Genomic DNA, 25,652 nt, shown 5'->3' on the forward strand with positions numbered 1-25,652 from the left:
ATGAGTGTCCTTCGACCGGACGCCCAGGTGCACTTCGGTGTCTTCTTTCAAGGCGTCAACCACACCACCATCTGGTCCGACCCGCAAAGTGGTTCGCAGATCGATTTCGAGACGTTCCGCAAGATCATCACGACGGCCGAGCGGGGCCTGTTCGACGCGTTCTTCCTCGGTGAGGGTCTGCGCCTGCGCGAGCAGCAGGGCAAGATTCTCGACCTGGACATCGCCGGGCGTCCCGACGCCATCGCGCAGCTCGCAGCGCTCGCAGGCATCACCGAACACATCGGATTGGTTGCGACCCAGAACACGACGTACAACGAGCCGGGCGACCTCGCGCGTCGACTTGCAGGTCTCGACATCCTGTCCGACGGCAGGGCAGGGTGGAATGCCGTCACGACCGACAACGCGTGGACCGGTGAGAACTTCCGCCGGGGAGGGTTTCTCGACCACGAGCTCCGCTACGAGCGGGCAGGCCAGTTCATCCAGGCGGCGCGTGCGATCTGGGATTCCTGGGAGAACGGTGAACCGACTCGGGTGCAGCAGAGCACGTCGCAATTCGACATCGAGCTCGACGCCACGCTCCCGCGGAGCGCGCAAGGACATCCGGTCATCTTCCAGGCCGGCGACTCGCCGCAGGGCCGTGACTTCGCCGCTGCCAACGCCGACGTCATCTTCTCCCGTCACGGAACGCATTTCGACGAAGCGTTGACGTTCGCGAACGACATTCGGTCTCGCCTCCGCAAGGCAGGTCGTCCCGAGGACGACATCAAGATCCTTCCCGGTACCCAGATAGTGTTGGCGGAGAACGCGAACGAGGTAGAAGAGAAGGAACGGTGGGTCCGCGAGGGCCAGTTCACCGGGCCGACGGCGTTGTCGCTCATCGGGCTCGTGTGGGGGCGCGACCTGTCCGATCTCGATCCCGACGGTCCGCTCCCCGCGGACGATCCGGTGCCGGCTCCCATCTCGGCGACGCGTGGTGCTTTCCGCGACGGCAAGGATCCGATCGAATTGGCAAGGGAGTGGCGCGCTTTGGCCGAGGCGAAGAACCTGTCGTTGCGTCAGGTCGCCATCGAGACGACGGCCAGGTCCGGCTTCGCAGGTACACCGGGTCAGGTCGCCGACGAGCTCACGCGGTGGGTACGCGAAGGCGCAACGGATGGATTCAACATCTCGCCGTACATCGTGCCGGGTGGTCTCGACGAGATCGTCGACTGGCTCGTGCCCGAGTTGCAGGAACGCGGGTCCTACCGGACCGAATACACGTCGACGACGCTGCGCGGCCATCTGGGGCTGCGTGAGCCGCTGACCCGCAGGACGTCCGGTGAGACCGACAACAGCGCTGCAGGCTGACGAAACCCGGAAGGCGGTCGGCACGAGACGGAGTGGGCAGTGACAAGGACGGCACCGAAGTTTTCGTGGTTTCTTCCTACCGGTGGCGACGACGAACGCCTCGGTGGTACGTCGCACGGAGTGCGCATTGCGGACAACGCTGCAGCAGTGGATGATTCCGGCCATCGCGACGCGTCGCTCGACTACCTGACTCGTCTGGCGCAGACCGTCGACCGGCTCGGTTTTCATGCGGTGCTGACGCCGACGGGCGCTCACTGCGAGGACGCGTGGTTGGTCACGTCGGCGTTGATCGCGGCGACGGCGCGTCTGAAGTTCCTCGTCGCGTTCCGGCCCGGTGCCGTAGAGCCGGTCCTGTCGGCGCAGATGGTCAGTACGTTCCAACGACTTTCGGGTGGACGTGCACTGCTGAACGTCGTCGTGGGAGGTGACGACGTCGAACAGCGCGCGTACGGCGACACACTCGGCAAGGACGACCGCTACCGTCGAGCGCTCGAATTCCTCGAAATCGCCCGTGCCGTCGGCGACGGCAAGCCTGTCTCGACGTCGTCGGAGTTCTACACCGTCGAGCGGCCGAGCGGCGCCGGTTTCAGTGGCTACCCGCCGGTCCCGCTTCCCGACGTGTACCTCGGTGGATCGTCCGCGGCTGCCGTCGATGTCGCGGCCGCGCAGGCCGACGTGTTCCTGACCTGGGGTGAACCGCCCAATCAGGTCGCCGACAAGATCGCGCACGTCAAGAAGGCCGCACACGACCGAGGCAGGGACATCCGAGGCGGGATCAGGCTGCACGTCATTGCGCGTGACACCGCCGACGAGGCGTGGGCGGTTGCCGAGAACCTGATCTCCGGGCTCGACGACGAGATCATCGCACGCAGGCAGAAAGCATTGCGCGGCATCGCGTCCGAGGGGCAGCGACGCATGCTCGATCTGCACGGTGGTGATCGAAACAACCTGCTGGTCGGGCCGAATCTGTGGGCGGGGTACGGTCTGGTGCGCGGGGGAGCCGGTACCGCGCTGGTCGGCAGTCACGCCGAGGTGGCCGACCGGATTCGCGAATATCAGGCGGTGGGCATCGATGAGTTCATCTTTTCGGGCTACCCCCACGTCGAAGAAGCTGAGCATTTCGGGAGGGGAGTGCTACCGCTGTTCGAATCCCCCAATACTCCGTAGGGAATGCCCCAATTGGCATAAGTGTCGTACGTAGTCGTACACTTGCCAGCGCAACACCATCCAGAGCGACCGAGAGACCTGGCTCTACGACGTCGCAGCAACCCCCCGAACAAGTCGGGAGCGGGTGCTACCGCCGGGAACGATGGAGGAACGATGCACGCTGGATACACCAACAGCTGGGGCCGGATCCACGTGGACCTGTGCCGCCTGGCCGGTGCCACCTGTCGCAGCTGAGCCCTGCCGGCTGACTTTCTTTTCACCACCTTCACCGAAGTCGAGTACACCCATGTCCGTGGGTGTACTCGCGTCTCGAGATCCGGAGTACCTACGTGTCCTCACGTTCCGTTCTGGCGGGAATCGGCGCCCTCGCTGCCGCCAGTGTCGTTCTGACCGCGTGCAGCGGTAGTTCCACGTCGACCACCGCAGATGCAGGCGAGCCCCAGCCCGGCGGCACACTGCGCTACGGACTGTCCGGCGCGCCGACCTGCTCCGATCCCGCACAATCCGGCACCAATCAGACCATCTACGTCATCCGGCAGATCGTCGATTCGCTCACCGACCAGGATCCGGAGACCGGTGAGATCACCCCGTGGCTCGCGGACAGTTGGGAAGTGGCCCCCGACGCGTCGTCGTTCACGTTCACGCTCAAGGACGGCGTCACGTTCAGCGACGGCACGCCGGTCGACGCCGAGGCGGTCAAGGCCAACTTCGACTCGATCGTGAACACGCTGACCACAGCGAAGTCCCCGCTCGGCGGCAGCTACCTGTCCGGCTACGTCGGCACCACCGTCGTCGACCCACTCACCGCGAAGATCGATTTCAACGGTCCGAATGCGCAGTTCCTGCAGGCGACGTCGACGGCGCAACTGGGAATTCAGTCCCTCGCCACCGTCGCCAAGCCGGCCGAGGCGCGGTGCGACGGCAGCAACATCGGCAGCGGCCCGTTCACGTACGCCGACTATCAGCAGGACAGGTCGGTGACACTCGCCAAGCGCACCGGGTACAGCTGGGGCTCGGACGTTTTCGGTCACGACGGCGAGGCCTACCTCGACACCATCGAGTTCACGGTCGTTCCCGAGTCGGGCGTCCGTACCGGCAGTCTGTCGTCCAATCAGCTCGACGCGATCAGCGACGCGTTCCCGCAGGATGCCCCGCAGATCGAGGCCACCGGCGGACGGATCCTGACGACGTCGAATCCGGGCACGCCGTTCGGCATCCAGCCCAACGTGACTCGGGGTGCGCTGCAGGATCCCGAGGTGCGCAAGGCCCTCGTTCCGGCGATCGACCGTCAGGAACTCGTCGACACCATTCTCGGCCCGGACTTCAAGACCGCGACCAGCACGCTGGCCAGTCGGACCCCCGGCTACACCGAACTCGCGGACGTCACCTACGACCCCGAGAAGGCGAAATCCATTCTCGACGCGGCAGGCTGGGTCACGGGAGCCGACGGCATCCGTGAAAAGGACGGCCAGAAGCTGAGTTTCAAGGTCATGTTCAGCGCCGTGTTCGCCGGTAACCAGGCGATCCTCGAGCTCACCCAGCAGCAGCTGCGTGAGGTCGGCGTCGACCTGCAGCTCGAACTGGTGTCGAATGCCGAGGCCACCGCGCGCCAAGGCACCAAGGACTACGACGCGACGTACTACAACAGCACCCGCGCCGACGGCGACATCCTGCGCACGTCGTTCGCCGTCGACGGCCGAAACCTGAACGCACGCGGCCCGATTCCCGATCTCGACGCGTCGCTCACCGAAGAGCTGGCCACGACCGACACCACCGAGCGGGGCGAGATCATCGGCCGCGCACAGCAGCAGGTGCTCGACAACGGTCTGTGGATCCCGACCATCGAGCTGTCGCAGGCGATCGGTGCAGGCCCGACCGTGCAGGACCTGAAGTTCGAGGCGTCGGCCCGTCTGCAGTTCTTCGACACCTGGCTGAGCGGACAGTAGCCATGACCCGGTACCTCGCACAGCGTGTCCTGCAGGCGATCGTCGTTCTGTGGGCGGCGTTCACGATCTCGTTCGTCGTGTTGTTCCTGCTCCCGTCCGATCCGGTCAGCATCGCGGCCGACGGCGGGGGAGCAGGCACCCCGGTCGACGCCGCCGCGATCGCGGAGTTGCAGGCGCGGTACGGCCTCGATCAGCCGGTGTGGATTCAGTATTGGAACTCGCTCAGCGGCGCTGTCCGAGGTGACTTCGGGTACTCGATCGCCACAGGGCAGAAGGTGACTACGGCGATCTTCGACGCACTGCCCAGCACGCTGGCGCTTGCCTTCAGCGCCCTCGTGCTGGCCGTGATCTTCGGCGGAACGGTCGCGTTCTTCGCGACGTACACCCGCGCAGGATGGTTGCGCAACATCCTGTTGTCGATCCCGCCGCTCGGGGTCGCCGTCCCGACGTTCTGGGTCGGACTGCTTCTGCTGCAACTGTTCTCGTTTCAACTGCGACTGTTTCCGGCGTTCGGCGACCAGGGGTTTCCGTCGCTGGTGCTACCCGCGATCACGCTGGCATTGCCGACGGGCGCCGTCATCGCTCAGGTTCTCGCGACGTCCATGACGACCACGTGGAAGCAGCCGTTCGTCGAATCGGCTCGCGCCAAGGGTGTCTCGCGTCTGCGCGTGCAGACCAAGCATGTCGCCCGGCTGTCGTCGATTCCCGCGTTCACCATTGCAGGTGTCCTCGTCGGCAACCTCCTCGCCGGATCGGTGGTCGTCGAAACGGTCTTCTCCCGGGCAGGCGTCGGACGATTGACGCAGACCTCGGTGATGGCGCAGGACATTCCCGTAGTCCAGGGCATCGTCGTCCTGACGTCGTTGGTGTTCGTGGCGATCAACCTGCTGGTCGACGTGCTCTACCCGTTGATCGACCCGCGCATCGTCGCGGAGTACAAGAAGCCGGAAAGCCCTGCGAACGCAACGAAGGAGAAAGTCGGTGTCTGACACTCTGATTCGCGAGGTCCTCACGCCAGCGCGGTCGTCCACGCCGTCGGTATCCGCTCCGCGTCGTCGCTCGCCGCGGGCCTGGCTGAAGAACATCTGGCTCGTGCTGTCGGCGGTCGTACTGCTCCTCGCCGTCGGGTTCGCCCTGTTCCCGTCGGTGTTCGCCAGCGGCGATCCGTTGAGGGGCGTACCCGCCGAGAAGTTGCAGGGCCCGAGCGCCGCCCACTGGTTCGGCACCGACAACATCGGACGCGACGTGTACACCCGCGTCGTGCACGGCGCGGGACTGTCGCTGACGGCGACGCTGCTGGCCGTAGGAATAGCCCTCGTCGCGGGCTCTCTCATCGGATTGCTGTCCGGTGCCGTCGGCGGTGTGCTCGACGCCGTACTGATGCGCATCGTCGACGTCCTGCTGTCGATTCCGGCATTGCTACTGTCACTCGCTCTCGTGACCGCGCTCGGCTTCGGTACCACCAACGTCGCCATCGCGGTCGGTGTCTCGCTCGTCGCGAATTTCGCCCGCGTCATGCGGTCCGAAGTGCTCAGGGTGAGGCGTTCGCTCTACGTCGAGGCGGCATACGCGTCGGGCGTGCGGTGGTACGACGTGTTCCGACGCCATATCCTGCGGAACAGCTACGCACCTGTGATCGCGCTGGCCGCAGTCGAATTCGGTATGGCGGTGCTGGCGGTGTCGTCGCTCAGCTTCCTGGGCTTCGGGGCGGTCCCGCCGACTCCCGAATGGGGTTCGTTGATCTCCGAGGGACGTAATTTCCTCGCCACGGCGTGGTGGATGACGACGCTTCCCGGCCTCGTCATCGTCGCCGTCGTGCTGTCCGCCCACCGCGTCGGACACGCCATCGAAGGAGGAAAGCGATGAGCCCGATCCTCGAGGTCCAGGGCCTCCAGGTTTCCTACGGTGAGTCGACGGCGGTGCGCGGCGTCAGCCTGTCCGTCGAGAAGGGCGAGGTCGTCGCAGTCGTCGGTGAATCCGGTTCGGGCAAGTCGACGACGGCGCACGCCATCATCGGTCTGCTCGCCGGCTCCGGACACGTCACCGGAGGCACGGTCACGTTCGACGGGGACCGCATCGACGACGCGTCGGAGAAGACGCTCGATCGTCTCCGCGGCGCACACATCGGACTGGTCCCGCAGGATCCGACGACGTCGCTGAATCCGGTCATCCGCATCGGTGACCAGGTCGCCGAAGTGCTTCGCGTGCACGGTCTTGCGACCAAGCGATCCGCGAAAGTCGAAGCGATCCGTATCCTCACGGAAGCGGGCATCGACAACCCGGAGGTCCGCGCTCGGCAGTACCCGCAGGACCTCTCCGGTGGTCAACGCCAGCGTGTACTCATCGGAATTGCCCTGGCGTGCAGGCCGGAACTAGTCATCGCCGACGAGCCGACCAGCGCGCTCGACGTGACCGTCCAGCGCCGCATTCTCGACCACCTCGATGCGCGGATCGCGGAGACGGGCGCTGCGGTTCTGCTCATCACGCACGATCTCGGTGTCGCCGCAGACCGTTCGGATCGGCTCGTCGTCATGAGCAAGGGCGAGATTGTCGAAACCGGCCGCACGGCAGACGTTCTCGCGAATCCACAGCACGAGTACACCAAGTCTCTGCTCGCCGCGGCGCCCAGTCTGAGTACCGAGGTGCGGCAGGAGCGTCCGGCGTCGGATCCGATTCTGACCGTGTCGGACGTGTCCAAGACGTTCCGCATCGGCCGCGGTGTGTCGCTCGACGCCGTGAAGACGGCGTCGATCACCGTCGAACGCGGCCGGACGCTGTCGCTCGTCGGTGAATCGGGCTCGGGCAAGTCCACTCTGGCGCGCATCTCCATCGGTCTCGAGACACCCACGTCGGGGTCGGTGACGTTCGACGGGACCGAGGTCTCCACGTTGAAAGGCTCCGCGCTGCGAGCGCTGCGTCGCCGCGTGCAGATCGTCTACCAGAACCCGTACGCGTCACTGAACCCCAAGTTGAGCGTCGAACAGATCGTGCGTGAACCGCTCGACGCATTCAAGGTCGGTTCGTCGGCGGAAAGAACAACGCGCGCAGCAGAACTGCTCGACCACGTCGCGCTCGGGTCGGACTATCTGCACCGTAGACCTGCCGAACTGTCCGGCGGCCAGCGCCAACGCGTCGCGATCGCCCGCGCGTTGGCGCTGCATCCGGAACTGCTCGTTCTCGACGAGCCGGTGTCGGCATTGGATGTATCCGTGCAGGCGCAGATCCTGACGTTGCTCTCGAATCTGCAGGACGAACTGGAGCTCAGCTACCTGTTCATCTCACACGATCTCGCGGTGGTCAGGCAGATCAGTGACACCGTTGCCGTCATGCAGTCCGGATCGATCGTCGAATACGGCACGACCGCAGCAATTTTCGATTCACCCCAGCGTGAGTACACGCGCGAACTGCTGGCAGCGATACCGGGCACCCACAAGGAGACACTTCATGCCTGACAGAGCTTTCCTCACTGCTGTCGAATTGCAGGGCACCGGCAGGCATCCGGCGTCCTGGCGGCGAGCGGATTCCCGCGCAGAGGACCTGTTCACCGCGGCTTACTGGACCGAGCTTCTCGAACTCGCCGAGCGTGCGGGCGTCGACTTCGCGTTCATCTCGGATTCGTTCGCACGCGGGGCGCACACGACCGCGTCATTCGGCCAACTCGACGCCGCATCAGTCGCAGCACGCGCCGCGGCAGTCACCTCGTCGATCGGACTGATCCCGACGGTCACCGTCACGCACACCGAGCCGTTTCACGTCTCGAAGCAGGTTGCGAGCATCGACTTCGCATCGCACGGTCGCGCAGGTTGGGAGGTTGCGGTGTCACCCGGCGTCGACGACGCGAAGGCGTTCGGCCGCAAAGGTGTTCAGGACGCGGCCGATCTGTGGCGCGAAGCCGACGACGCGGTCGAGGTCGTGACGCGGCTGTGGGACAGCTGGGAGGACGACGCGGAGATCCGCGACCAGAGCACCGGGCGGTTCATCGATCGAGACAAGCTGCACTACATCGACTTCGAGGGCGATTACTTCTCGGTGAAGGGCCCGTCGATCACGCCGCGGTCACCGCAGGGGCAGCCCATCGTGGCGGTGCGCGTCGCCGACGAGCATTCGCTGGCCGTCGCGGCCGCGCGCGCCGACGTCGTACGCGTCACGGCAGCGACCACCGCCGAGGCTGCCGTCGTCGCCGCGCGTGTCCGGCGGGCCGTCGTCGCACAGGGGCGCGACCCGGTGAACGTGGCAGTCCTGCTGGACGTCGACGTGCTCGTATCCGACTCTGCTGCAGCAGATGTCGAGCAGCTGGACTCGTGGGAGCCGTATGCGTCGGACACCGTGCGGTACGTGGGTGACCGCGCCGGGCTGGAGGCGGTGGTGACGGAACTGTCGGGAATCGTCGACGGCGTGACGTTCCGGCCGCTGGCCCTGGTATCCGGTGTTGCCGCGCTGCCGAAGTCGGGCGGCGGCGCACCCGGACTGCTGAGGGAACGTCTCGGCCTGTCTCGTCCGGTGAACCGTTATGCAGAAGGAGCGTTGTGATGGTCGAGCGTAGGAAACAGATTCACCTCGGCGCGCATTTTCCCGGCGTCAACAACACGACGGTGTGGAGCGATCCGGCGTCGAAGAGCCAGATCGAGTTCGACTCCTTCGTCCATCTCGCGAAGACGGCCGAACGCGGTCTGTTCGACTTCTTCTTTCTCGCCGAAGGACTGAGGCTGCGCGAGCACCGGGGCAGAATTCACGATCTCGACGTCGTCGGGCGTCCCGATACGCTGATCGTGTTGAACGCGCTTGCCGCCGTCACGACGCATCTCGGACTCGCAGGCACGATCAACACGACGTTCAACGAACCGTTCGAGCTGGCCAAACAGTTCGCGACGCTCGATCATCTGTCGAACGGCCGCGCCGCGTGGAACATGGTGACGTCGTCCGACGCGTTCACCGGTGAGAATTTCCGCCGGGGCGGCTACCTGGACCGGAAGGATCGGTACGTACGCGCCCGCGAGATCATCGACGTCGCACGGAAGCTGTGGGACAGCTGGGGCGAGGACGACCTCGTCGTCGACCGTGAGAAGGGGATCTTCGGACGTACCGACGCGGTCGGCCGCGTCCGACACAGTGGGGAGCAGTTCGACATCGACGCTGCGTTCACCGTCCCGCGAAGCCCGCAGGGCCATCCGGTTCTGCTGCAAGCAGGAGATTCCGACGAAGGCCGCGAGTTCGGCGCAGCCAAGGCCGACGCGATCTTCACGGTCCACGGAACACTCGAGGCCGGGCAGGCGTTCTACACCGACGTGAAGGGCAGGCTCGCGAAGTACGGCCGTGCGCACGACGATCTGAAGGTGCTGCCCGCGGCCACGTTCGTCCTCGGTGACACCGACGCCGAGGCGCACGAGCGTGCCGACGTCATCCGCCACCAGCAGGTCGGACCGCAGACTGCGATCTCGTTTCTCGAACAGGTGTGGGGCCGTGACCTGTCGTCGTACGACCCCGACGGACCGTTGCCCTCCGAGGATCCGGCGGACGACGTCAACATCACGCGGGGCCGCGTCCGACACGGCGATCCGGTTCAGGTTGCGCGTGAGTGGCGCGAGCGCGCCGAGGCGAAGAACCTCAGTATCCGCGAATTGATCATCGAGGTGACGACGCGTCAGCAGTTCGTCGGTACTCCCGCCCAGGTGGCTGCAGAGATCGACAGCTACGTGCAGAACGACGCGTGCGACGGGTTCATCCTCGTCCCGCACATCACCCCGGCCGGCCTCGACGAATTCGTCGACAAGGTGGTTCCGCTGCTGCAGGAACGTGGCAGCTTCCGCACCGAGTACAGCGGCACCACGCTGCGCGAGCACTTGGGACTCGCCCACCCGCACGACACCCACGAGCGTGAAGGAGTACGAGCGTCATGACCACTACGGTCCACAGCTTCGAAATCCAGTGGAACACCTGGCACGCCGAGCGGGAGAGCTACTATCGTGACCCGCTCGGCTGGGTCGCGCTCACCGGATTGTATTGGCTCACCGACGAGTTCGAGACCGTCGCCGACCTTCCCGGCCGATGGAAGGCCGACGCGGATGCCGTTCACATCGAGGGTCTGGACGTCGAGCGTCTGGAACCCGTCGAAGGTGCCCCCGGCATTCTGGTCGAGGACGGTGAGCGACGCATCGAGGTCATTCGTCGGACCGGGTCGGTGGCATTGCGTGTGCACGATCCGAAATCGCCTCACCTGCAGTCGTTCCAGGGCTTTCCGACGTACGCGCCCTCCGAACGATGGACTGTCACAGGCACGTTCACGCCGTACCCGGAAGCGAAGATCGTGACGACGGGAGCCGTCGTCGAAGGCTTGGAGCATCATCACACCGCCGTCGGAACCATCGATTTCGAGTTGGGTGGTGAGCGTCAGCAGTTCGTCGCATTTGGCAGGAGTGGAGCCCGCGGAACGACCCAGGGTCAGAACAGTAAAAGGAGTGGACTGCAGATTTTGTTCACCGATGCCACGAGTGGTGTGACGACCTACGCGGCGTCGCGGTCGCTCGCGGTCGAGGATCCGGATGCCGATGGTCGTGTCACTCTCGACTTCAACCGGGCGTCGAACCTTCCGTGCGCGTTCACCGACTACGCGACCTGTCCGGTCGCTCCCGCCGAGAACAAGCTGACCGTGGCCGTCGAAGCAGGGGAGAAGACACCGGAATTCGAGGTCCCTGCGTGACGCGAGTGCCGCTGAACGTTCTCGACCTGTCGCCGATCAGCGAGGGGTCCACTGTTCAGCAGGCTCTGCGCAATACTCTCGATCTGGCGCGGCAGACCGAGGAGTGGGGTTACGCACGGTATTGGGTGGCGGAACACCATTTCGTGGCTGCGGCGAGTTCGTCACCTACCGTTCTCATCGGTCTGATCGCTGCTGCTACCAACAGGATTCGCGTCGGATCGGCTGCGGTGCAGATCGGTCATCACACGGCCGCGTCGGTCGTCGAGGCGTTCGGAACCGTCGCCGCGCTGTACCCGGGGCGGATCGACCTGGGTATCGGCAGGTCCAGCCAGCGTCGCACGGAAGCATCGGCGGACGAGGGTGCGCCCGATGCCGCCGGCGTGCTGCGATCGGAGCGGCGTGCGGAGGTCGCGCACGTCCTCCAGCACCCCCATGCGGAGATACCCGACTTCGACGAGCAGGTCGGTGATGTCATCGCATTCCTGAACGACGACTTCACGACGTCGTCGGGGCTGGCGCTGACGGCCACACCCGGCGCGGGCGCCGACGTCGAACTCTGGCTCTTCGGAAGCAGCGGCGGACAGAGTGCGCAGGTCGCGGGCGCGCGTGGGTTGCCGTTCGTCGCGAACTATCACGTGAGCCCCGGGACTACGCTCGACGCCGTCGAGGCGTACCGCGCGGCATTCGTGCCGTCGTCGACTTCACGCGAACCGTACGTCGTAGTATCGGCGGATGTCGTTGTCGCCGAGTCGGATTCGCACGCAGCATATCTGGCGTCGTCTTTCCCGCAGTGGGTGTACAGCATTCGCAGCGGCCACGGCGCGATTCCGTACCCGGATCCGAAGACCGCAGAGCCGCTGACCGACGAACAGCAGGTTTTGGTGGAAGATCGGGTCGCGACGCAATTCGTCGGGTCCGCAGCGACTGTCGCAGCGAAGTTGGACGGTCTGCAGAAGGCGACGGGCGCAGACGAACTGGTGGTCACGACGATCACTCACGATCACGCGGACCGGCTTCGGTCCTACGAACTGCTCGGCAAAGAGTGGGGCTTGCCGCGGTTGCGGGTCTGAGTTCCGCATCGATGGACCGCGGCATCCGATAGACAGGTACAACGGACCAACGATGCAGCACGAAATGGGGAACGAAGCATGACACGGACAGCAGTAGCAACGGCATTCGGTGGACCCGAGGTAGTACGCATCGTCGACGAGGCGCTCGCGAAACCGTCTGCAGGACAGGTGCTCGTCGAGGTCAAGGCAATCGGCGTCAACCCGTTCGACTACAAGGTGTACAGCGGTGCGTTCGGCACCGACGAGTCGACGCTTCCCCGGCACCTCGGGAGCGAAGCGAGTGGCGTCGTTCTCGAGGTGGGCAGTGCGGCGACCGGGCCTGCGGGTCCCATCTCGGTGGGCGACGAGGTCATCGTGTCGGGCGCTCAAGGAGCCTATGCGGAGAGGCTGCTGGTGCCCGCCGACGCAGTCCTGCCGAAGCCCGAGTCTCTCGGTTGGGAAGAGGCAGCAGGCCTGTTGGTCGTCGCGGGGACGGCCTACGACACGCTGGTGGTGACGAACGTCGGCAAAGGCGACACCGTCCTCGTGCACGGCGCAGCAGGAGGCGTCGGGTCCGTCGTCATCCAGCTGGCGACGGCGAGGGGCGCGCGGGTCATCGGGACAGCTCGCCAGGTGAATCACGACGAACTCCGCAGCCTCGGGGCCGAGCCCGTCGAATATGGTGAGGGCCTACTGGGTCGAGTGAAAGAGCTCGCTCCCGACGGCGTCGACGTCGCGATCGACACCGTCGGTACCGACGAGGCCGTCGACGTCTCACTCGAACTCGTCGCCGACAAGCAGCGGATCGTGACCATCGCGGCCTTCGAGCGTGCGGGCACGGACGGCTTCCAGTCCGTCGGCGGTGGAAACCCGGAGAGCGCAGAACGACGAAAGAAGGCGCGTCTGGACCTCGTGAACTCCGCAGGAGCAGGGGACATCAGCATCACGATCGCGAAGACGTTCCCGCTCGACGACGCCGCCACGGCGCACGCGGAGCTGAAGGCCGAGCACCCACGGGGGAAGTTCGTACTGATTCCCTGACTTCTCGCGCGGAATCTTCGGCAGCTCCTGCTCGTTGGTCCGTAGCGTGGGCAACAAGTACTGGGCGCTACTCGCGTCGGCGATCACGGTGGAAGTAACCGCGTCCCTGTCGATGAAGGCAGCTGTCGACACACCGGCGTGGTACGCGGTCGTCGTTGCAGGTTATGGCGCGTCGTTCGTCTTTCTGTCGTTGATCCTGCGTGGCGGGGCACCGATCGGCAAGACGTACGGCATCTGGGCTGCGGCCGGTATCGCGTTGACGGCGATCCTGGGTAATGCGATCTTCGACGAGGCGCTCACCGCACCGATGATCGGGGGCATTCTGCTGGTCATCGCGGGCGTCGTGCTCGTCGAATTCGGCGCGGGTCGGGCTGCACGGCGTGAGGTGACTACCTGATGTGGTTCTTTCTCGCCGGCGCCATCGTCACCGAAGTCATCGCGACGCTGTCGCTGCGCGCGTCCGAGGGTGGTCGTAAGAAGCTGTGGCTCGTCCCGGTCGTCGTCGGCTACGGCGCCGCGTTCACGTTTCTGGCGCTGGCCTTGTCGGCAGGAATGGGGATCGGCGTGGCCTACGGCGTGTGGGCAGCATCAGGCGTCGCTCTGACGGCCATCGCGGGCAAGATTCTGTTCAAGGAGCCGTTGACGGCCATGATGTCGGCCGGGATAGCGCTGATCATCGGCGGTGTGCTGCTGATCGAGACGGGATAGAGCTCGTAGGGGTCGACCGGCTACCGAAGCAACTCGAGCGCCAACGCGTCGTTGTGGCGGAAGAATCCTGCGTTCGTCTGCGGCCGGGGAAACGCCGACGACCAATTGTGCCCGGCTACCCATGGCCCGACGGCGTAGCGCTGTTCGTGAACCGAGCCGTCGGCCTTGATGATTCGAGATCTGCCGTCGACCGAGATCTTCGCGGCGCTGCGCTCGTTCGCTCGGATCTCCACCATCTCGCCGCGGGAGTGCAGGGTACGCAGCAGCGCATCGCCACTTGACCGGATCGACGCGACCGGAAGGCGGGCGTCGACAAGTGTTCTCGCCATTATGATCTCGGGATGGGCTGCGCTCTGCGCGACGAATACCCCGTCCGTGGTGTCGGCGCTGAACGTCGTGTCGGGGCCGAGGAACCTGACGACGCCGCATGACGCCAGGGCGCGCAGTTGCTCGAGCCGTTGCGGAGGTGGACCGCTGGCGACGAAACTGAAGAAGGAGTGCAGCCAGCCTTCGATGTCCATGGCGACCGACGCGGCCGGAATGCGGCCGCGGCGCAACAGTTCTCCGGTGGTCATGTAGACCGACAGCAAAGCGCTGAACACTGCGGCGTCGCTGCTGTAGTGATGATCGGCACGGCGTGCGAGATCGTCGTCGATGTATCCGATGATGCGCGCGGTGGCGTCGTCGACGTCGTCGTAGGACTCACCCGTCAACGGTCGGTCGATCAGGTCGAGATCGATCCGGTCGTCGTCCTTGGGCACGAACGCCTCCACGAGTCGGCGTGCCTCGTCCGATCCCCACTCGAGGGCAGCGAACCGCGCGTCGAAATCCGCCCACTCACCGGTAATGCGTTCTGGATGGGAGGCGAACAGCTCGTGAAAGTGGGCTCCCGCAAGCTCTTTCGCGGCCAGTGGCCAGACGTCGCGTCGGAAATCGAGCCACCCGTCGCCGGGAAATGCGTCGGCGGTGAAGTACTTGGGCAGCGGAGGTCGGGCGGCGGCGATGTCGTACCCGATTTTCGAGTGATACGGGACGCCGCGTCGCGAGCCCGCGTAGACGATCGGTTCGCGCCCGGAAGGCTCGTAGATCAGGTCGCCGTCGATGCCACGAGAGAACACACCGCCGCGGCTCTCGGCGAGCAGAACCATCCAGTCGATGAACGCGAGTCCGAGACCGGCGACGAGGATCGGCTCGTCCGACGGCACGACGTCGGGATCGAGGTCCGCGGTGTACCCGGGACCCACGTACGTCAGGTCGTGCGAATCGGCGAACTTCTGCAGGTAGGTCTCGGCCGACGACGGAAGAGCGTCCGGGTGACCCTGCGCGAGGACGACGACGTCTACGTCGAGCGTCGAACCGTCGTCGAGAGTCAGTGTCTGCGAGCCGTCCGGTGAGTCCGCGATGTCGACGACGGTGCTGCGGTGGACGTCGACCGTGGCCGGTGCATCGGTGACGGCCTGCGCGAACACCCACTCCAGATATCGGCTCTGCAGTGTCCGCGACGCGAAGGACTGGGCCGTGAACATCTCGAGTTCCGACGCTACTTCGGGATCCGACTTCAGTGTCCCGATGTTCGACAGGACCCACTCGGCCAATGTCGGGCCGGGCTTGATCGGGCCGTCGACGGTCGTCGTCTCGTCGGTGAACATCGTGACGTCGGCGGCGACCGAGTTCATCCAGAGCAACGGGGGCTGGCTGCCGCGCCAGATTCGGCCCGCGCCTGCGGGGAAGGGATCGACGATGTGAATCGATGTGGTGTCGGCCGCGTCGGTGTCCGCGAGATGGGCGAGCAGGCGTTCGAGCATACCGGTACCGCGAGGGCCTGCGCCGACGATCGCGATGCGGTGCTGTTCGGGAATGCTCGTCATGGTGCCTCGATCGACTCTGTCTCGTGTCCAACGAAACCCAGGGGAATCTGGGAGATCAGCACGACAGTAACCATGTCCGTCCGTGATCCCACACGCAGGTATCGACCCAGAATCACGGTGATTTTATTCCTGGTGCCGTTGGCGTTGTGTTCTTAAAATTGCGCGTTTGGAGAGGGATTCGACAGCGAAAGGCACACGCAGGATGACTTCCGCCGGGCGCCGCAGAACACTCAAGACCGTCACCGGCGTCAGCGGTGGTCAGGACATCTACGACCTTGCCGTCGATCCGACGCAGTCCACCCTGGCGACGTCGGTGGAGGTCGCAAAGATCGCCGAGCACAACAGGATCGACGCGTTGTTCGCAGCCGACCTCTTGAGCTTCGGTGCACAGGGTGCGATCGGTGCGCAGGAACCGTTGATCTACCTGGCGGCGCTTGCTGCGGTGACGAAACACGTCGGACTGATCGCCACGGTGACCACGACGTTCCACCACCCATACAATCTGGCCCGGCTGTTCGGGACCCTCGACCACGTCAGCAACGGTCGAGCCGCGTGGAACGCGGTGACGTCGTCACTCGGTGAAGAGAACTACGGCGACCAGAATCTGCCGAGCCCGGAGGAGCGGTACGCACGCGCCACCGAATCCCTCGAGGTGGTCCACGCTCTGTACGACAGCTGGAAACCCGGTGCTCTGACGCCGGGTCCGGACGGTGCCGTGCTCGACGCGTCGCTCGTGCAGCCGATCGACTACCGCGGGAAGTACTACACCGTGCAGGGGCCGCTCAACATTCCGTCGCTGCCGCAGGGACGGCCGGTACAGTTCCAGGCCGGTCAGTCCGCGGGAGGAATCGAACTCGGTGCGCGGTTCGCCGAAGTGGTCTTCACGTCGCTCGCGACGCTCGAAGATGCGGTCACCTACACGAAGACGATCCGTACTCGCGCAGCAGAATTGGGTCGCGGGGGTGAGCTCCCGCTCATCTTCTCGTCGTTCCATGCCACTTACGGCGCTTCCGAGGCGGAGGTGCGACAACTGCTGAAGGAGCGGGAGGAGTCGACCGACTTCGACGCCGGGCGCGCTCGGCTCGCCGACATGCTCGGCGGGGAGATCGATCTGACGGAGCTGCCGCTGGACAAGCCGATTCCGGTCGATCTGCTGCCCGACCCGAAGACCGTGAATCGCCGACGCGGCCGCGTCGAAATCTTCGGCAAGCTCGCGGCGGAGGGAAAGACACTGCGCGAGTTGATCATTGCGTCGAAGGACACGGGTCACTGGGCCGAGGCTGGGACACCCGATCAGCTGGCCGACGCGATCGCGCAGCGCTACGACGCCGGCGTTCTCGACGTCATCTCGATCGGCGGCCTCGCCGACCCACGGACTCGTGACTTCGCGTTGAACGGGTTGCTGCCGGAGCTACGGCGTCGGGGAATCGTCGGTCGCGACTACCTCGGTGCTACGTTCCGGGAAAACCTGGAACTGCCGCAGTTCGAATCTCGGTGATTCGAACTGTTCCACTCGGTGGCGTCACGGTGTTCGATAGGGGACATGACGTGGATGAAGCGAGTGTTCGACCTGCGGTGGTTCGACGATCACTCGGCGCGTGGCCTCGCCTGTGCGCGGGCCGCAGAGAATCTGTCCGTCCACGGCTGACTGCCAGGGGCTCGTCAGCGAGGTGAGACGCCGGTCGCGACGGGCCTGTTCGGTTGATTCGACCACTGCGACCACGAACCCGGGTACAGAGCCGCATCGACCCCCGCGATCGCCAACGCCGCGATCTGATGTGCCGCAGTCACTCCCGATCCGCAGTAGACGGCGACGTCCGCGCCGGCGGAGTCGAACCGCTCACGCAACGCATCGGCAGACAGGAACCGTCCGTCGGCGTCCAGGTTGGCGGCAGTCGGTGCGTTGATCGCGCCGGGGATATGGCCGGCCTTGGGGTCGATCGGTTCCGTCTCACCCGAATAGCGCTCGGGTGCACGTGCGTCGAGCAACGTGCCGGAGTAGCTCGCGATTTCGTCGGCCGTCAGCGTCGGAAGGTGACCTGGGGTCAACTCCACGTCGCCGGGCGCAGGGATCTCGTCGCCCGACGCGGTCTCGAAACCCGCCGCTGTCCAGGAAGCCAGTCCGCCGTCGAGAAGAGTGACGTCGGTCAAGCCTCCCCACCTCAGCAGCCACCATGCGCGTGCAGCCGCGAGATTACCGGTGTTGTCGTACGCCACGACGCGGGAGCCGGAACCGATTCCCCAGCTACGCGCGGCGTTCTGCAGGTCGGAGATCTCGGGGAGCGGGTGGCGGCCGTCGGACGGTTCGCCGTGGCTCGCGAGCTCGTTGTCGAGGTCGACGAACACGGCACCGGGAATGTGTGCGTCGCGGTAATGCTCACGGCCCTCGGAGTCACCGAGAGCCCACCGGACGTCGAGCAGAACCGGCGGATCATCGCTCGCCAGTTGCGCTTTCAACTCGTGTGCGTCGATCGTGACAGTCACTCTGTTCCTCTTCTCTCGCTGGCAGGAAGCGGCTGCGCCGCACGTGCGTGGGAATGTATAGAGGGCTATACATTCCCACGCACGAGGCGAACGTCATTCGAGCTTGAAGCCCACCTTGATCGTCACTTGGAAGTGGGCGATCGACCCGTTCTCGATGTGGCCGCGCGTCTCTACGACCTCGAACCAGTCGAGGTTCGTCAACGTTTCGTTCGCGCGAGCTATCGCCTTGCGAACCGCGTCGTCCGTGCCCTCCGTCGATGTTCCGACGATCTCGGTCACGCGGTAGATGTTGTCGCTCATTGCGTCTCCTTCACTGTCGAGTTCGGGATCGACTTCCGACTCGATGGTTCTCTCTTCCGTGCGGATCCGAAACCTGTTCCAGCAAACACACTGCGGCACTGCCGATGTCGTCGCCGAAAAGTGTGCGTCGCGCCGCAACAGCACGAGAGTCTGTACCGTGAGCGCGTGAAAACTTCTCGCCTGTCCTCGACCGGATTCGTAGTTGGGACCGCACTGGCCCTGATGCTCTCGGGCTGCAGTTCGGATTCCTCCGAGCCTTCCGATGCCGATGCCGGTTCGGCACCCTCCACCACGTCCTGCCCCACAGAAGCGCCGAGCGATGCGGGTGACCCGGAGTGGACCTTGGACGGCGACACGGGCAGCGTCGCCGTCATCGGTTCGACGGACTCGACCACGCCGTCGGTCCAGGTCGAGGCGCCCTTCGCGGTGTCCGAGACCCAGGTGCACACGTTGAACGAAGGGTCCGGGCCCGTCGTGGCCGACGCTGCTCAGGTGGCGGTGTGCTACATGGGCGTCAACGGGCGGGACGGGTCGGTCTTCGACAGCAGCTACGAGCGCGGTACCCCCGCCGAATTCCCGCTGACCGGTGTCGTCACCGGATTCCAGAAGGCCATCGCAGGCCAGACGGTCGGCTCGAAGGTCGCCGTCGCAATGACGTCCGCCGACGGTTACCCCGACGGTCAACCGCGTGCGGGAATCGAGGCGGGCGACAGCCTCGTCTTCGTCATCGACATCCTCGACGTGACCGGGTAAGCACCGTCGAAAGGCACGCAGTGAGCACGCAGGACGTCGACGGTCACCCACTGGACGACCCGGTCAGAGGATCTCTGGTGGGGGCGCATGCCCGGTTCGCGCGGGTGTCGGGATCGGGACGAGTATTCCGGTTCGACCCCGAGGTCGCGCCGTTCCTCGGGCACCCGCCCGTCATCGAGACAGGGGACTGGGACGACATCGCCGCATTGTTCGGGCCCGGCGAAATCGTGTCGCTGACGGGCGTCGGACACCGGGTTCCCGCCGGGTGGCACGTCGTCGACCAGTTCGGGCTCGTACAGCTCGTCGGCACGCACCTCGAGACGCGGCCGTATCCCGACGCGATCGTTCTCGGCGCCGACGACGTGCCGGAGATGCTCGACCTCGTCGAGCGCACCAAGCCGGGACCGTTCCTGCCTCGGACCTTCGAGCTGGGAACCTATCTCGGCGTGCGTGACGGCGAGGCGTTGGTGGCGATGGCCGGGGAGCGAATGCATCCGGCGGGTTGGACCGAGATCAGTGCCGTGTGTACGGACCCCGCCTACCGAGGGCGGGGGCTCGCGACCGACCTGGTCCGGGCCGTCGGGCACCTCATCCGCGAGCGTGGCGAGAAGCCGTTCCTGCACGCGTCGGCAGCCAACACGCACGCAATTCGGCTGTACCTGTCGATCGGGTTCGAGCTTCGGCAGGAATCTCGGCTGACGCTCGTGCGGATTCCTGGCTGACCGGACCGCGGGACCGGACCGAATGCGGCCAACCGGTCACTCAGAGTGACCCGAAAGCCACATTCGGTCTGTCAGGGGGCCGGGCCGGCCGGACCCAGGACGCGTCGCGGCCAGTAGTGACCCCGGTTCGAATCGGCCGGATCGTATTGTTGGTTCCGTGACCGATGATCCGTCGACCCGTCCGGACGAACGTTTCACCCTCGCCAGCGAACGCACGTTCCTCGCGTGGATGCGCACATCACTGGGTCTGATGGCCGGTGGCATCGCCATCGTGCACCTGGTCCCGGACTTCAGCACCGGCTGGGTGCGCACCGGATTGGGACTCGTCCTCATCCTCATGGCTGCGTCGGCGGCCATGGTCGGCCTGCGTCGCTGGCTGCAGGTGCGCAAGGCGCTGGAACAGGGCGCGCCGATGCCCGAGGCGAAGGAATTGTGGCTGTTCGCCGTCGGAATCGGTGGAATCGCGATCCTCGCAGCCGTCATCACGGTGCTCGGAATCGAGTAAGCAGAGGACTCGGCGGACTCGGCGTGCACAATCGAAGTGACTGATGACTAAGGACGAGGGAGTAGAGCGTGGCACAGGCGTTGAAGCTCGGGTACAAGGCGTCGGCGGAGCAGTTCGGTCCGCGGGAGCTCGTCGAACTCGGTGTGTTGGCCGAGCAGCACGGGATGGACTCGGCGACCGTCAGCGATCATTTCCAGCCGTGGCGTCACGAAGGTGGGCATGCGCCGTTCTCGTTGGCGTGGATGACGGCGGTCGGTGAGCGCACCGAGCGGATTCAGTTGGGCACATCGGTGCTGACGCCGACGTTCCGGTACAACCCGTCGGTGATTGCGCAGGCTTTCGCGACGATGGGCTGCCTGTACCCGGGGCGCATCATGCTCGGTGTCGGTACCGGCGAGGCGCTCAACGAGATCGCGACCGGGTTCACCGGCGAGTGGCCGGAGTTCAAGGAGCGTTTCGCGCGGTTGCGGGAGTCTGTGCGGTTGATGCGCGAGCTGTGGCTCGGCGACCGCGTCGACTTCGAGGGCGAGTACTACACGACGAAGGGCGCGTCGATCTACGACGTGCCCGAGGGTGGTATTCCGGTGTACATCGCTGCGGGTGGTCCGGTGGTGGCACGGTACGCAGGCCGGGCTGGTGACGGGTTCATCTGTACGTCGGGCAAGGGCATGGAGCTCTACACCGACAAGTTGCTGCCTGCCGTCGAAGAGGGTGCGGGCAAGGCCGAGCGCGATGCCGGTGAGATCGACAAGATGATCGAGATCAAGATTTCGTACGACACCGATCCGGATCTGGCTTTGGAGAACACTCGCTTCTGGGCGCCGTTGTCGCTGACGCCGGAGCAGAAGCATTCGATCGACGACCCGATCGAGATGGAGAAGGCGGCCGACGAATTGCCGATCGAGCAGGTGGCGAAGCGGTGGATCGTGGCGTCGGATCCGGACGAGGCGGTCGAGAAGGTCAAGCAGTACACCGACGCCGGGCTCAACCACCTCGTGTTCCACGCGCCAGGTCACGACCAGAAGCGGTTCCTGGAGTTGTTCGAGCGCGACCTGGCGCCGCGGTTGCGCAAGCTGGGGTAGTTTTGCGAGCTTTCGTCGGCTCTCCTGTCGGCATCGATGGTCCGTGGCATCCGATAGACGGTTGCCGCGTGACATCGATGCCGATCCGGGGGCAAGCGATGGCAATCAGTCCGCAGTGAGGGCGAACATCCGCATCTCTCGGTCGGTCCGGGTCTTGTATTCCCCGTACACCCGGACCATGTCGTTGAACGCGTCGTAGATGCGCACTTTCTCGTCCCCGAGAACGGGGGTGGCCGTGACGGGAATCCTCTTACCCCCGATCGCGACGGTTGCATGCGGATCGGCGAGCAGGTTCGACGTCCAGGCCGGGTGATGCTGTTGCCCGAAGTTGCTGCCGACGACGTACAGCGTGTCGCCCTCCCGGTAGTACAGCAGCGGTGAGGTCCGCGGCGTCCCCGACTTGCGACCTGTCGTCGTCAGCAAGACGACGGGCGCGGCGATGGGCCCGAGGATCGTGTACTTCCCGTCGGTGCGCTCGAGAAGTCTCCGGTCGATGCCTGCGAGGTTCCGGATGACCCAGGACCCGGGCTTCGTCGCGGCGAACGCGATCGCAGGCTTACGAATGATGCTGTTCTCGCTGCCCCAGCGAACGTCGGGAAACGGTGATTCGGCCATGACAGATCCGACTACGGCAGGTCACCTTCTGTCAACTACTCACCCGCTACTCTGGCTGGCATGGCCGAGCGAGCATCGAGCATCTACATCGCCTCTCCGGAGGGCGACACCGGTAAATCGACCATCGCGCTGGGCGTGCTGCAGATGTTGTGCGCGTCGGCGGCCCGCGTCGGCGTCTTCCGCCCTATCGCGCGTTCGACGGACGAGCCCGACTACATTCTGGAACTGCTCGTCGATCACACGACGGCGGATCTCTCGTACGAGCAGTCTCTCGGCGTCACGTACGAGGAAGTACATGCCGATCCCGACGCGGCCCTCGGCGAGATCGTCTCGCGCTTCCACGACGTCGCCGCGCAGTGCGACGCGGTCGTGATCGTCGGCAGCGACTACACCGACGTCGGCAGCCCGAGCGAACTGAGCTTCAATGCTCGTATCGCCGCGAATCTCGGTGCGCCCGTGCTGTTGTCGTTGCGTGGATCGGAGAGGTCGCCGGACGAGATCGTGCAGCTGGCGCAGCTGAGTCAGTCCGAACTCCGTGCCAATCACGCGCATCTGGTGGCCATCGTCGCGAACCGATGCGACCCCGACCGCCTCGACGATGTCACCGCCGCACTCGAACCGCTCGGCGTGCCTGCGTGGAGTCTGCCGGAGATTCCCTTACTCGTCGCACCGACCATGGCCGAACTGCTCGACGCCGTCGACGGCACGCTCTACAGCGGTGACTCCGAATTGATGCAGCGTGAGGCGCTCCGCGTCATGGTCGGCGGTATGACGGCGGAGCACATCCTCGAACGACTCACCGAGGGCGTCGTCGTCATCGCGCCCGGCGACCGATCGGACGTTCTGCTCGCGCTCGTCAATGCGCATGAAGCAGAGGGCTTTCCGTCACTCGCCGGGATCATCATGAACGGCGGAATCGAACCGCACCCGGCCATCGCGCGACTCGTCGCAGGTCTCGGGCCCCGCCTGCCGATCCTGACCACCGACCTCGGCACGTTCGACACCGCGTCGGCAGCCGCGAAAGCGCGTGGACGCGTCGCCGTCGGCTCGCAGCGCAAGGTGGACACCGCACTCAGCCTGATGGAACAGCGCGTCGACGCGCAGGCACTGCTCGACAGCCTCGAGCTCAGCATCCCGTCGATCATGACGCCGCAGATGTTCGAGTATCAGCTCATTCAACGTGCCAGGGCGGACCGCAAACACATCGTGCTCCCGGAGGGCAACGACGACCGAATCCTGCGTGCGGCCGGTCGGTTGCTGCAGCGCCAGGTCGCGGAATTGACGATCCTCGGCGAAGAGGGGCCGATCCGGAGGCGCGCAGCCGAACTCGGCGTCTCGCTCGACGGCGTCGCCGTCCTCGACCCGAAAGCGTCCGATCACGCCGAGGAGTTCGCCGCCGACTACACCGAGATCCGTAAGCGCAAGGGCATGACGATCGAACGTGCTCGCGAGATCATGACCGACATCTCGTACTTCGGAACGATGATGGTGCACAAGGGAATTGCCGACGGCATGGTGTCCGGCGCCGCGCACACGACGGCGCACACCATCCGGCCGTCGTTCGAGATCATCAAGACCGCAGCCGGCGTGAACACCGTGTCCAGCATCTTCCTGATGTGCCTGTCCGATCGCGTCCTGGCATACGGCGATTGCGCGATCGTGCCGGATCCGACAGCCGAGCAGCTGGCGGACATCGCGATCTCGTCGGCGCAGACGTCGGCGCAGTTCGGCATCGACCCGCGCGTCGCGATGCTGTCGTACTCCACCGGTGACTCCGGATCGGGCGCCGACGTGGACAAGGTGCGCGAGGCAACGAAGCTCGTCCGCGAACGCAGCCCGGAGCTGTTGGTGGAGGGGCCCATCCAGTACGACGCGGCCATCGAGCCGTCGGTCGCGAAATCCAAGCTCCCCGATTCCGAGGTGGCCGGACGCGCAACGGTATTCATCTTCCCGGACCTCAACACCGGCAACAACACGTACAAGGCGGTCCAGCGTAGCGCGGGAGCCGTCGCCGTCGGGCCGGTGCTGCAGGGTCTGGCGAAACCCGTCAACGACCTCTCGCGCGGCGCACTCGTCGAGGACATCGTCAACACCGTCGCCATCACCGCCATCCAAGCTCAGGGGTCGAAAGAAGCATGACCGTTCTCGTCGTCAACTCCGGCTCCTCGTCCATCAAGTTCCAGCTCGTCGAACCGGAGGACGGAACCGCCGTCGCAACCGGTCTCGTCGAGCAGATCGGTGAGACCGAGGGCCGCGTCGTACTCGATCTTTCCGGCGACGAGTCCGAGAAGCGCCTCGAGATCCCGGATCACGCCAAGGGCCTGCAGATCGCGTTCGACATGCTGGCCGACGCGGGCGTCGACCTCCATGACAGCGTCACTGCCGTCGGGCATCGCGTCGTACACGGCGGCGAAGTGTTCTACCGGCCGACGGTCGTCGACGACGCAGTCCTGAAGCAGATCGACGAGCTGAGCAGCCTGGCGCCGCTACACAATCCGCCGAACGTGCTCGGCATCGAGGTCGCCAGGCGTCAGTTGCCCGACGTACCGCATGTCGCAGTGTTCGACACGGCGTTCTTCCACGGGCTGCCCGCCGCCGCGTCGACCTATGCGATCGATCGAGACACCGCTCGCCAGTACGGAATTCGGCGCTACGGCTTCCACGGAACGTCGCACGAATACGTGTCGCAGCAGGTCGAGAAGTTTCTCGGCAGGGAGGTGCTCGACCAGATCGTCCTGCACCTCGGCAACGGGGCTTCCGCGTCGGCGATCAGGGCGGGGGAGCCGATCGACACGTCGATGGGGCTGACGCCGCTCGAAGGACTCGTCATGGGGACACGCAGCGGCGACATCGATCCCGGAATCGTGATGCACCTTCGTCGCAGCGCCGACATGGACGTCGACGCCATCGACGAATTGCTGAACCGCAGGTCAGGGCTCAAGGGGATGTCCGGCATCAACGATTTCCGTGCACTGCAACAGCGTATCGACGACGGGGACGCCGACGCGGCCCTGGCCTACGACGTCTACATCCACCGGTTACGCAAGTACATCGGTGCCTACATGGTCGACCTCGGGCACCTCGACGTCATCACCTTCACCGCAGGCGTGGGCGAGAACGCATCGCAGGTCCGAGCGGATGCGCTCGTGAACCTCCAGGGCTTCGGCATCGAGATCGATCCGGAACGAAATGCGCAGCGCGGCAAAGCAGCTCGGGTGATCTCCACCGACGGATCGGCGGTGACGGTGTTGGTCGTGCCCACCAACGAGGAACTCGCCATCGCCCGCGCGGCAGATGCTCTGGTCAGGAGCCGCTGACGCGACCCGTGCGTGCGAATGTACAGCCGGCTGTACATTCCCACTCACATG

The 25,652-nt window shown here is 65.4% G+C and carries 25 protein-coding genes and 1 riboswitch; of the genes, 21 read left to right on the forward strand and 4 right to left on the reverse strand.

Annotated elements, in window-relative coordinates; genetic code table 11:
* The 14 genes from HQ354_RS13710 to HQ354_RS13770 all read left to right on the forward strand — a co-directional run bounded on the left by HQ354_RS13710 (position 1) and on the right by HQ354_RS13770 (position 13,955).
* The gene (locus tag HQ354_RS13710; protein ID WP_167678905.1) at positions 1-1,347 is read left to right on the forward strand and encodes an NtaA/DmoA family FMN-dependent monooxygenase; all 1,347 of its coding nucleotides are present in this window, start codon (positions 1-3) and stop codon (positions 1,345-1,347) included.
* Between the two features lie 39 nt (positions 1,348-1,386).
* Entirely contained in the window at positions 1,387-2,514 is a 1,128-nt protein-coding gene (locus tag HQ354_RS13715) for an LLM class flavin-dependent oxidoreductase (protein WP_167678907.1), read from the forward strand.
* Between the two features lie 53 nt (positions 2,515-2,567).
* Positions 2,568-2,663, forward strand: a riboswitch (SAM riboswitch).
* A 4-nt stretch (positions 2,664-2,667) separates the two neighbouring features.
* Positions 2,668-2,748: a putative leader peptide gene (locus HQ354_RS26020; RefSeq protein WP_346764474.1), complete on the forward strand. Its 81-nt coding sequence runs from the start codon at positions 2,668-2,670 to the stop codon at positions 2,746-2,748.
* Positions 2,749-2,843: 95 nt separating this feature from the next.
* Positions 2,844-4,460: an ABC transporter substrate-binding protein gene (locus HQ354_RS13720; protein WP_222634834.1), complete on the forward strand. Its 1,617-nt coding sequence runs from the start codon at positions 2,844-2,846 to the stop codon at positions 4,458-4,460.
* A 2-nt stretch (positions 4,461-4,462) separates the two neighbouring features.
* The gene (locus HQ354_RS13725; RefSeq protein WP_222634835.1) at positions 4,463-5,449 is read left to right on the forward strand and encodes an ABC transporter permease; all 987 of its coding nucleotides are present in this window, start codon (positions 4,463-4,465) and stop codon (positions 5,447-5,449) included.
* Between the two features lie 85 nt (positions 5,450-5,534).
* Entirely contained in the window at positions 5,535-6,326 is a 792-nt protein-coding gene (locus HQ354_RS13730) for an ABC transporter permease (RefSeq protein ID WP_240931432.1), read from the forward strand.
* On the forward strand, positions 6,323-7,912 hold the full coding sequence (locus HQ354_RS13735; protein ID WP_167678914.1) for an ABC transporter ATP-binding protein: 1,590 nt from the start codon (positions 6,323-6,325) through the stop codon (positions 7,910-7,912). The genes HQ354_RS13730 and HQ354_RS13735 overlap by 4 nt, the downstream gene beginning before the upstream one ends.
* Entirely contained in the window at positions 7,905-8,990 is a 1,086-nt protein-coding gene (locus HQ354_RS13740) for an LLM class flavin-dependent oxidoreductase (protein ID WP_167678916.1), read from the forward strand. Before HQ354_RS13735 ends, HQ354_RS13740 begins: the two co-directional genes overlap by 8 nt.
* Positions 8,990-10,357, forward strand: coding sequence for an NtaA/DmoA family FMN-dependent monooxygenase (locus HQ354_RS13745; protein ID WP_167678918.1), 1,368 nt, complete (start codon positions 8,990-8,992; stop codon positions 10,355-10,357). Before HQ354_RS13740 ends, HQ354_RS13745 begins: the two co-directional genes overlap by 1 nt.
* Positions 10,354-11,157: a DUF1684 domain-containing protein gene (locus HQ354_RS13750; RefSeq protein WP_222634836.1), complete on the forward strand. Its 804-nt coding sequence runs from the start codon at positions 10,354-10,356 to the stop codon at positions 11,155-11,157. Before HQ354_RS13745 ends, HQ354_RS13750 begins: the two co-directional genes overlap by 4 nt.
* Positions 11,154-12,227, forward strand: coding sequence for an MsnO8 family LLM class oxidoreductase (locus HQ354_RS13755; protein WP_222634837.1), 1,074 nt, complete (start codon positions 11,154-11,156; stop codon positions 12,225-12,227). The genes HQ354_RS13750 and HQ354_RS13755 overlap by 4 nt, the downstream gene beginning before the upstream one ends.
* A 78-nt stretch (positions 12,228-12,305) precedes the next feature.
* On the forward strand, positions 12,306-13,247 hold the full coding sequence (locus HQ354_RS13760) for an NADP-dependent oxidoreductase (RefSeq protein WP_167678925.1): 942 nt from the start codon (positions 12,306-12,308) through the stop codon (positions 13,245-13,247).
* A 46-nt stretch (positions 13,248-13,293) separates the two neighbouring features.
* A complete protein-coding gene (locus HQ354_RS13765) occupies positions 13,294-13,644 on the forward strand; it encodes a multidrug efflux SMR transporter (protein ID WP_084423558.1) in 351 nt (116 codons plus the stop codon).
* Entirely contained in the window at positions 13,644-13,955 is a 312-nt protein-coding gene (locus HQ354_RS13770; RefSeq protein ID WP_068422008.1) for a multidrug efflux SMR transporter, read from the forward strand. The genes HQ354_RS13765 and HQ354_RS13770 overlap by 1 nt, the downstream gene beginning before the upstream one ends.
* A gap of 20 nt (positions 13,956-13,975) precedes the next feature.
* Here the strand turns inward: HQ354_RS13770 and HQ354_RS13775 are convergent, their stop codons facing one another.
* Positions 13,976-15,823 carry an FAD/NAD(P)-binding domain-containing protein gene (locus HQ354_RS13775; protein ID WP_222634838.1) on the reverse strand — a complete coding sequence of 616 codons (1,848 nt, stop codon included), beginning with the start codon at positions 15,821-15,823 and terminating at the stop codon, positions 13,976-13,978.
* 202 nt (positions 15,824-16,025) lie between these two features.
* Between HQ354_RS13775 and HQ354_RS13780 the strand changes: the two genes are divergently transcribed.
* A complete protein-coding gene (locus HQ354_RS13780) occupies positions 16,026-17,321 on the forward strand; it encodes an NtaA/DmoA family FMN-dependent monooxygenase (protein WP_167678929.1) in 1,296 nt (431 codons plus the stop codon).
* A 164-nt stretch (positions 17,322-17,485) separates the two neighbouring features.
* Here the strand turns inward: HQ354_RS13780 and HQ354_RS13785 are convergent, their stop codons facing one another.
* Both HQ354_RS13785 and HQ354_RS13790 read right to left on the reverse strand, forming a co-directional pair.
* Complete coding sequence (locus tag HQ354_RS13785) at positions 17,486-18,307, reverse strand: sulfurtransferase (RefSeq protein ID WP_222634839.1); 822 nt, start codon at positions 18,305-18,307, stop codon at positions 17,486-17,488.
* A 93-nt stretch (positions 18,308-18,400) separates the two neighbouring features.
* Positions 18,401-18,607, reverse strand: a complete 207-nt coding sequence (locus tag HQ354_RS13790; RefSeq protein WP_068422270.1) for a dodecin — start codon at positions 18,605-18,607, stop codon at positions 18,401-18,403.
* 222 nt (positions 18,608-18,829) lie between these two features.
* On the opposite strand from HQ354_RS13790, the gene HQ354_RS13795 reads away from it, so the two are divergent.
* The 4 genes from HQ354_RS13795 to fgd all read left to right on the forward strand — a co-directional run bounded on the left by HQ354_RS13795 (position 18,830) and on the right by fgd (position 21,669).
* Positions 18,830-19,360: an FKBP-type peptidyl-prolyl cis-trans isomerase gene (locus tag HQ354_RS13795; RefSeq protein ID WP_068422018.1), complete on the forward strand. Its 531-nt coding sequence runs from the start codon at positions 18,830-18,832 to the stop codon at positions 19,358-19,360.
* 20 nt (positions 19,361-19,380) lie between these two features.
* Positions 19,381-20,082, forward strand: coding sequence for a GNAT family N-acetyltransferase (locus HQ354_RS13800; RefSeq protein ID WP_222634840.1), 702 nt, complete (start codon positions 19,381-19,383; stop codon positions 20,080-20,082).
* Positions 20,083-20,239: 157 nt separating this feature from the next.
* Positions 20,240-20,587 carry a YidH family protein gene (locus HQ354_RS13805; protein ID WP_068422020.1) on the forward strand — a complete coding sequence of 116 codons (348 nt, stop codon included), beginning with the start codon at positions 20,240-20,242 and terminating at the stop codon, positions 20,585-20,587.
* A gap of 68 nt (positions 20,588-20,655) precedes the next feature.
* Positions 20,656-21,669 carry a glucose-6-phosphate dehydrogenase (coenzyme-F420) gene (gene fgd, locus HQ354_RS13810; RefSeq protein WP_114327997.1) on the forward strand — a complete coding sequence of 338 codons (1,014 nt, stop codon included), beginning with the start codon at positions 20,656-20,658 and terminating at the stop codon, positions 21,667-21,669.
* Positions 21,670-21,774: 105 nt separating this feature from the next.
* On the opposite strand, the gene HQ354_RS13815 is transcribed toward fgd, so the two are convergent.
* Positions 21,775-22,284, reverse strand: coding sequence for a nitroreductase/quinone reductase family protein (locus HQ354_RS13815; RefSeq protein WP_167679191.1), 510 nt, complete (start codon positions 22,282-22,284; stop codon positions 21,775-21,777).
* Between the two features lie 60 nt (positions 22,285-22,344).
* On the opposite strand from HQ354_RS13815, the gene pta reads away from it, so the two are divergent.
* Positions 22,345-24,423, forward strand: a complete 2,079-nt coding sequence (gene pta / locus HQ354_RS13820; RefSeq protein WP_222634841.1) for a phosphate acetyltransferase — start codon at positions 22,345-22,347, stop codon at positions 24,421-24,423.
* Positions 24,420-25,601, forward strand: a complete 1,182-nt coding sequence (locus HQ354_RS13825; RefSeq protein WP_222634842.1) for an acetate kinase — start codon at positions 24,420-24,422, stop codon at positions 25,599-25,601. The genes pta and HQ354_RS13825 overlap by 4 nt, the downstream gene beginning before the upstream one ends.
* Positions 25,602-25,652 lie beyond the last annotated feature (51 nt).

The sequence above is a fragment of the Rhodococcus sp. BP-261 genome (assembly GCF_019835205.1).
Taxonomy (GTDB): Bacteria; Actinomycetota; Actinomycetes; order Mycobacteriales; family Mycobacteriaceae; genus Rhodococcoides; species Rhodococcoides kyotonensis_B.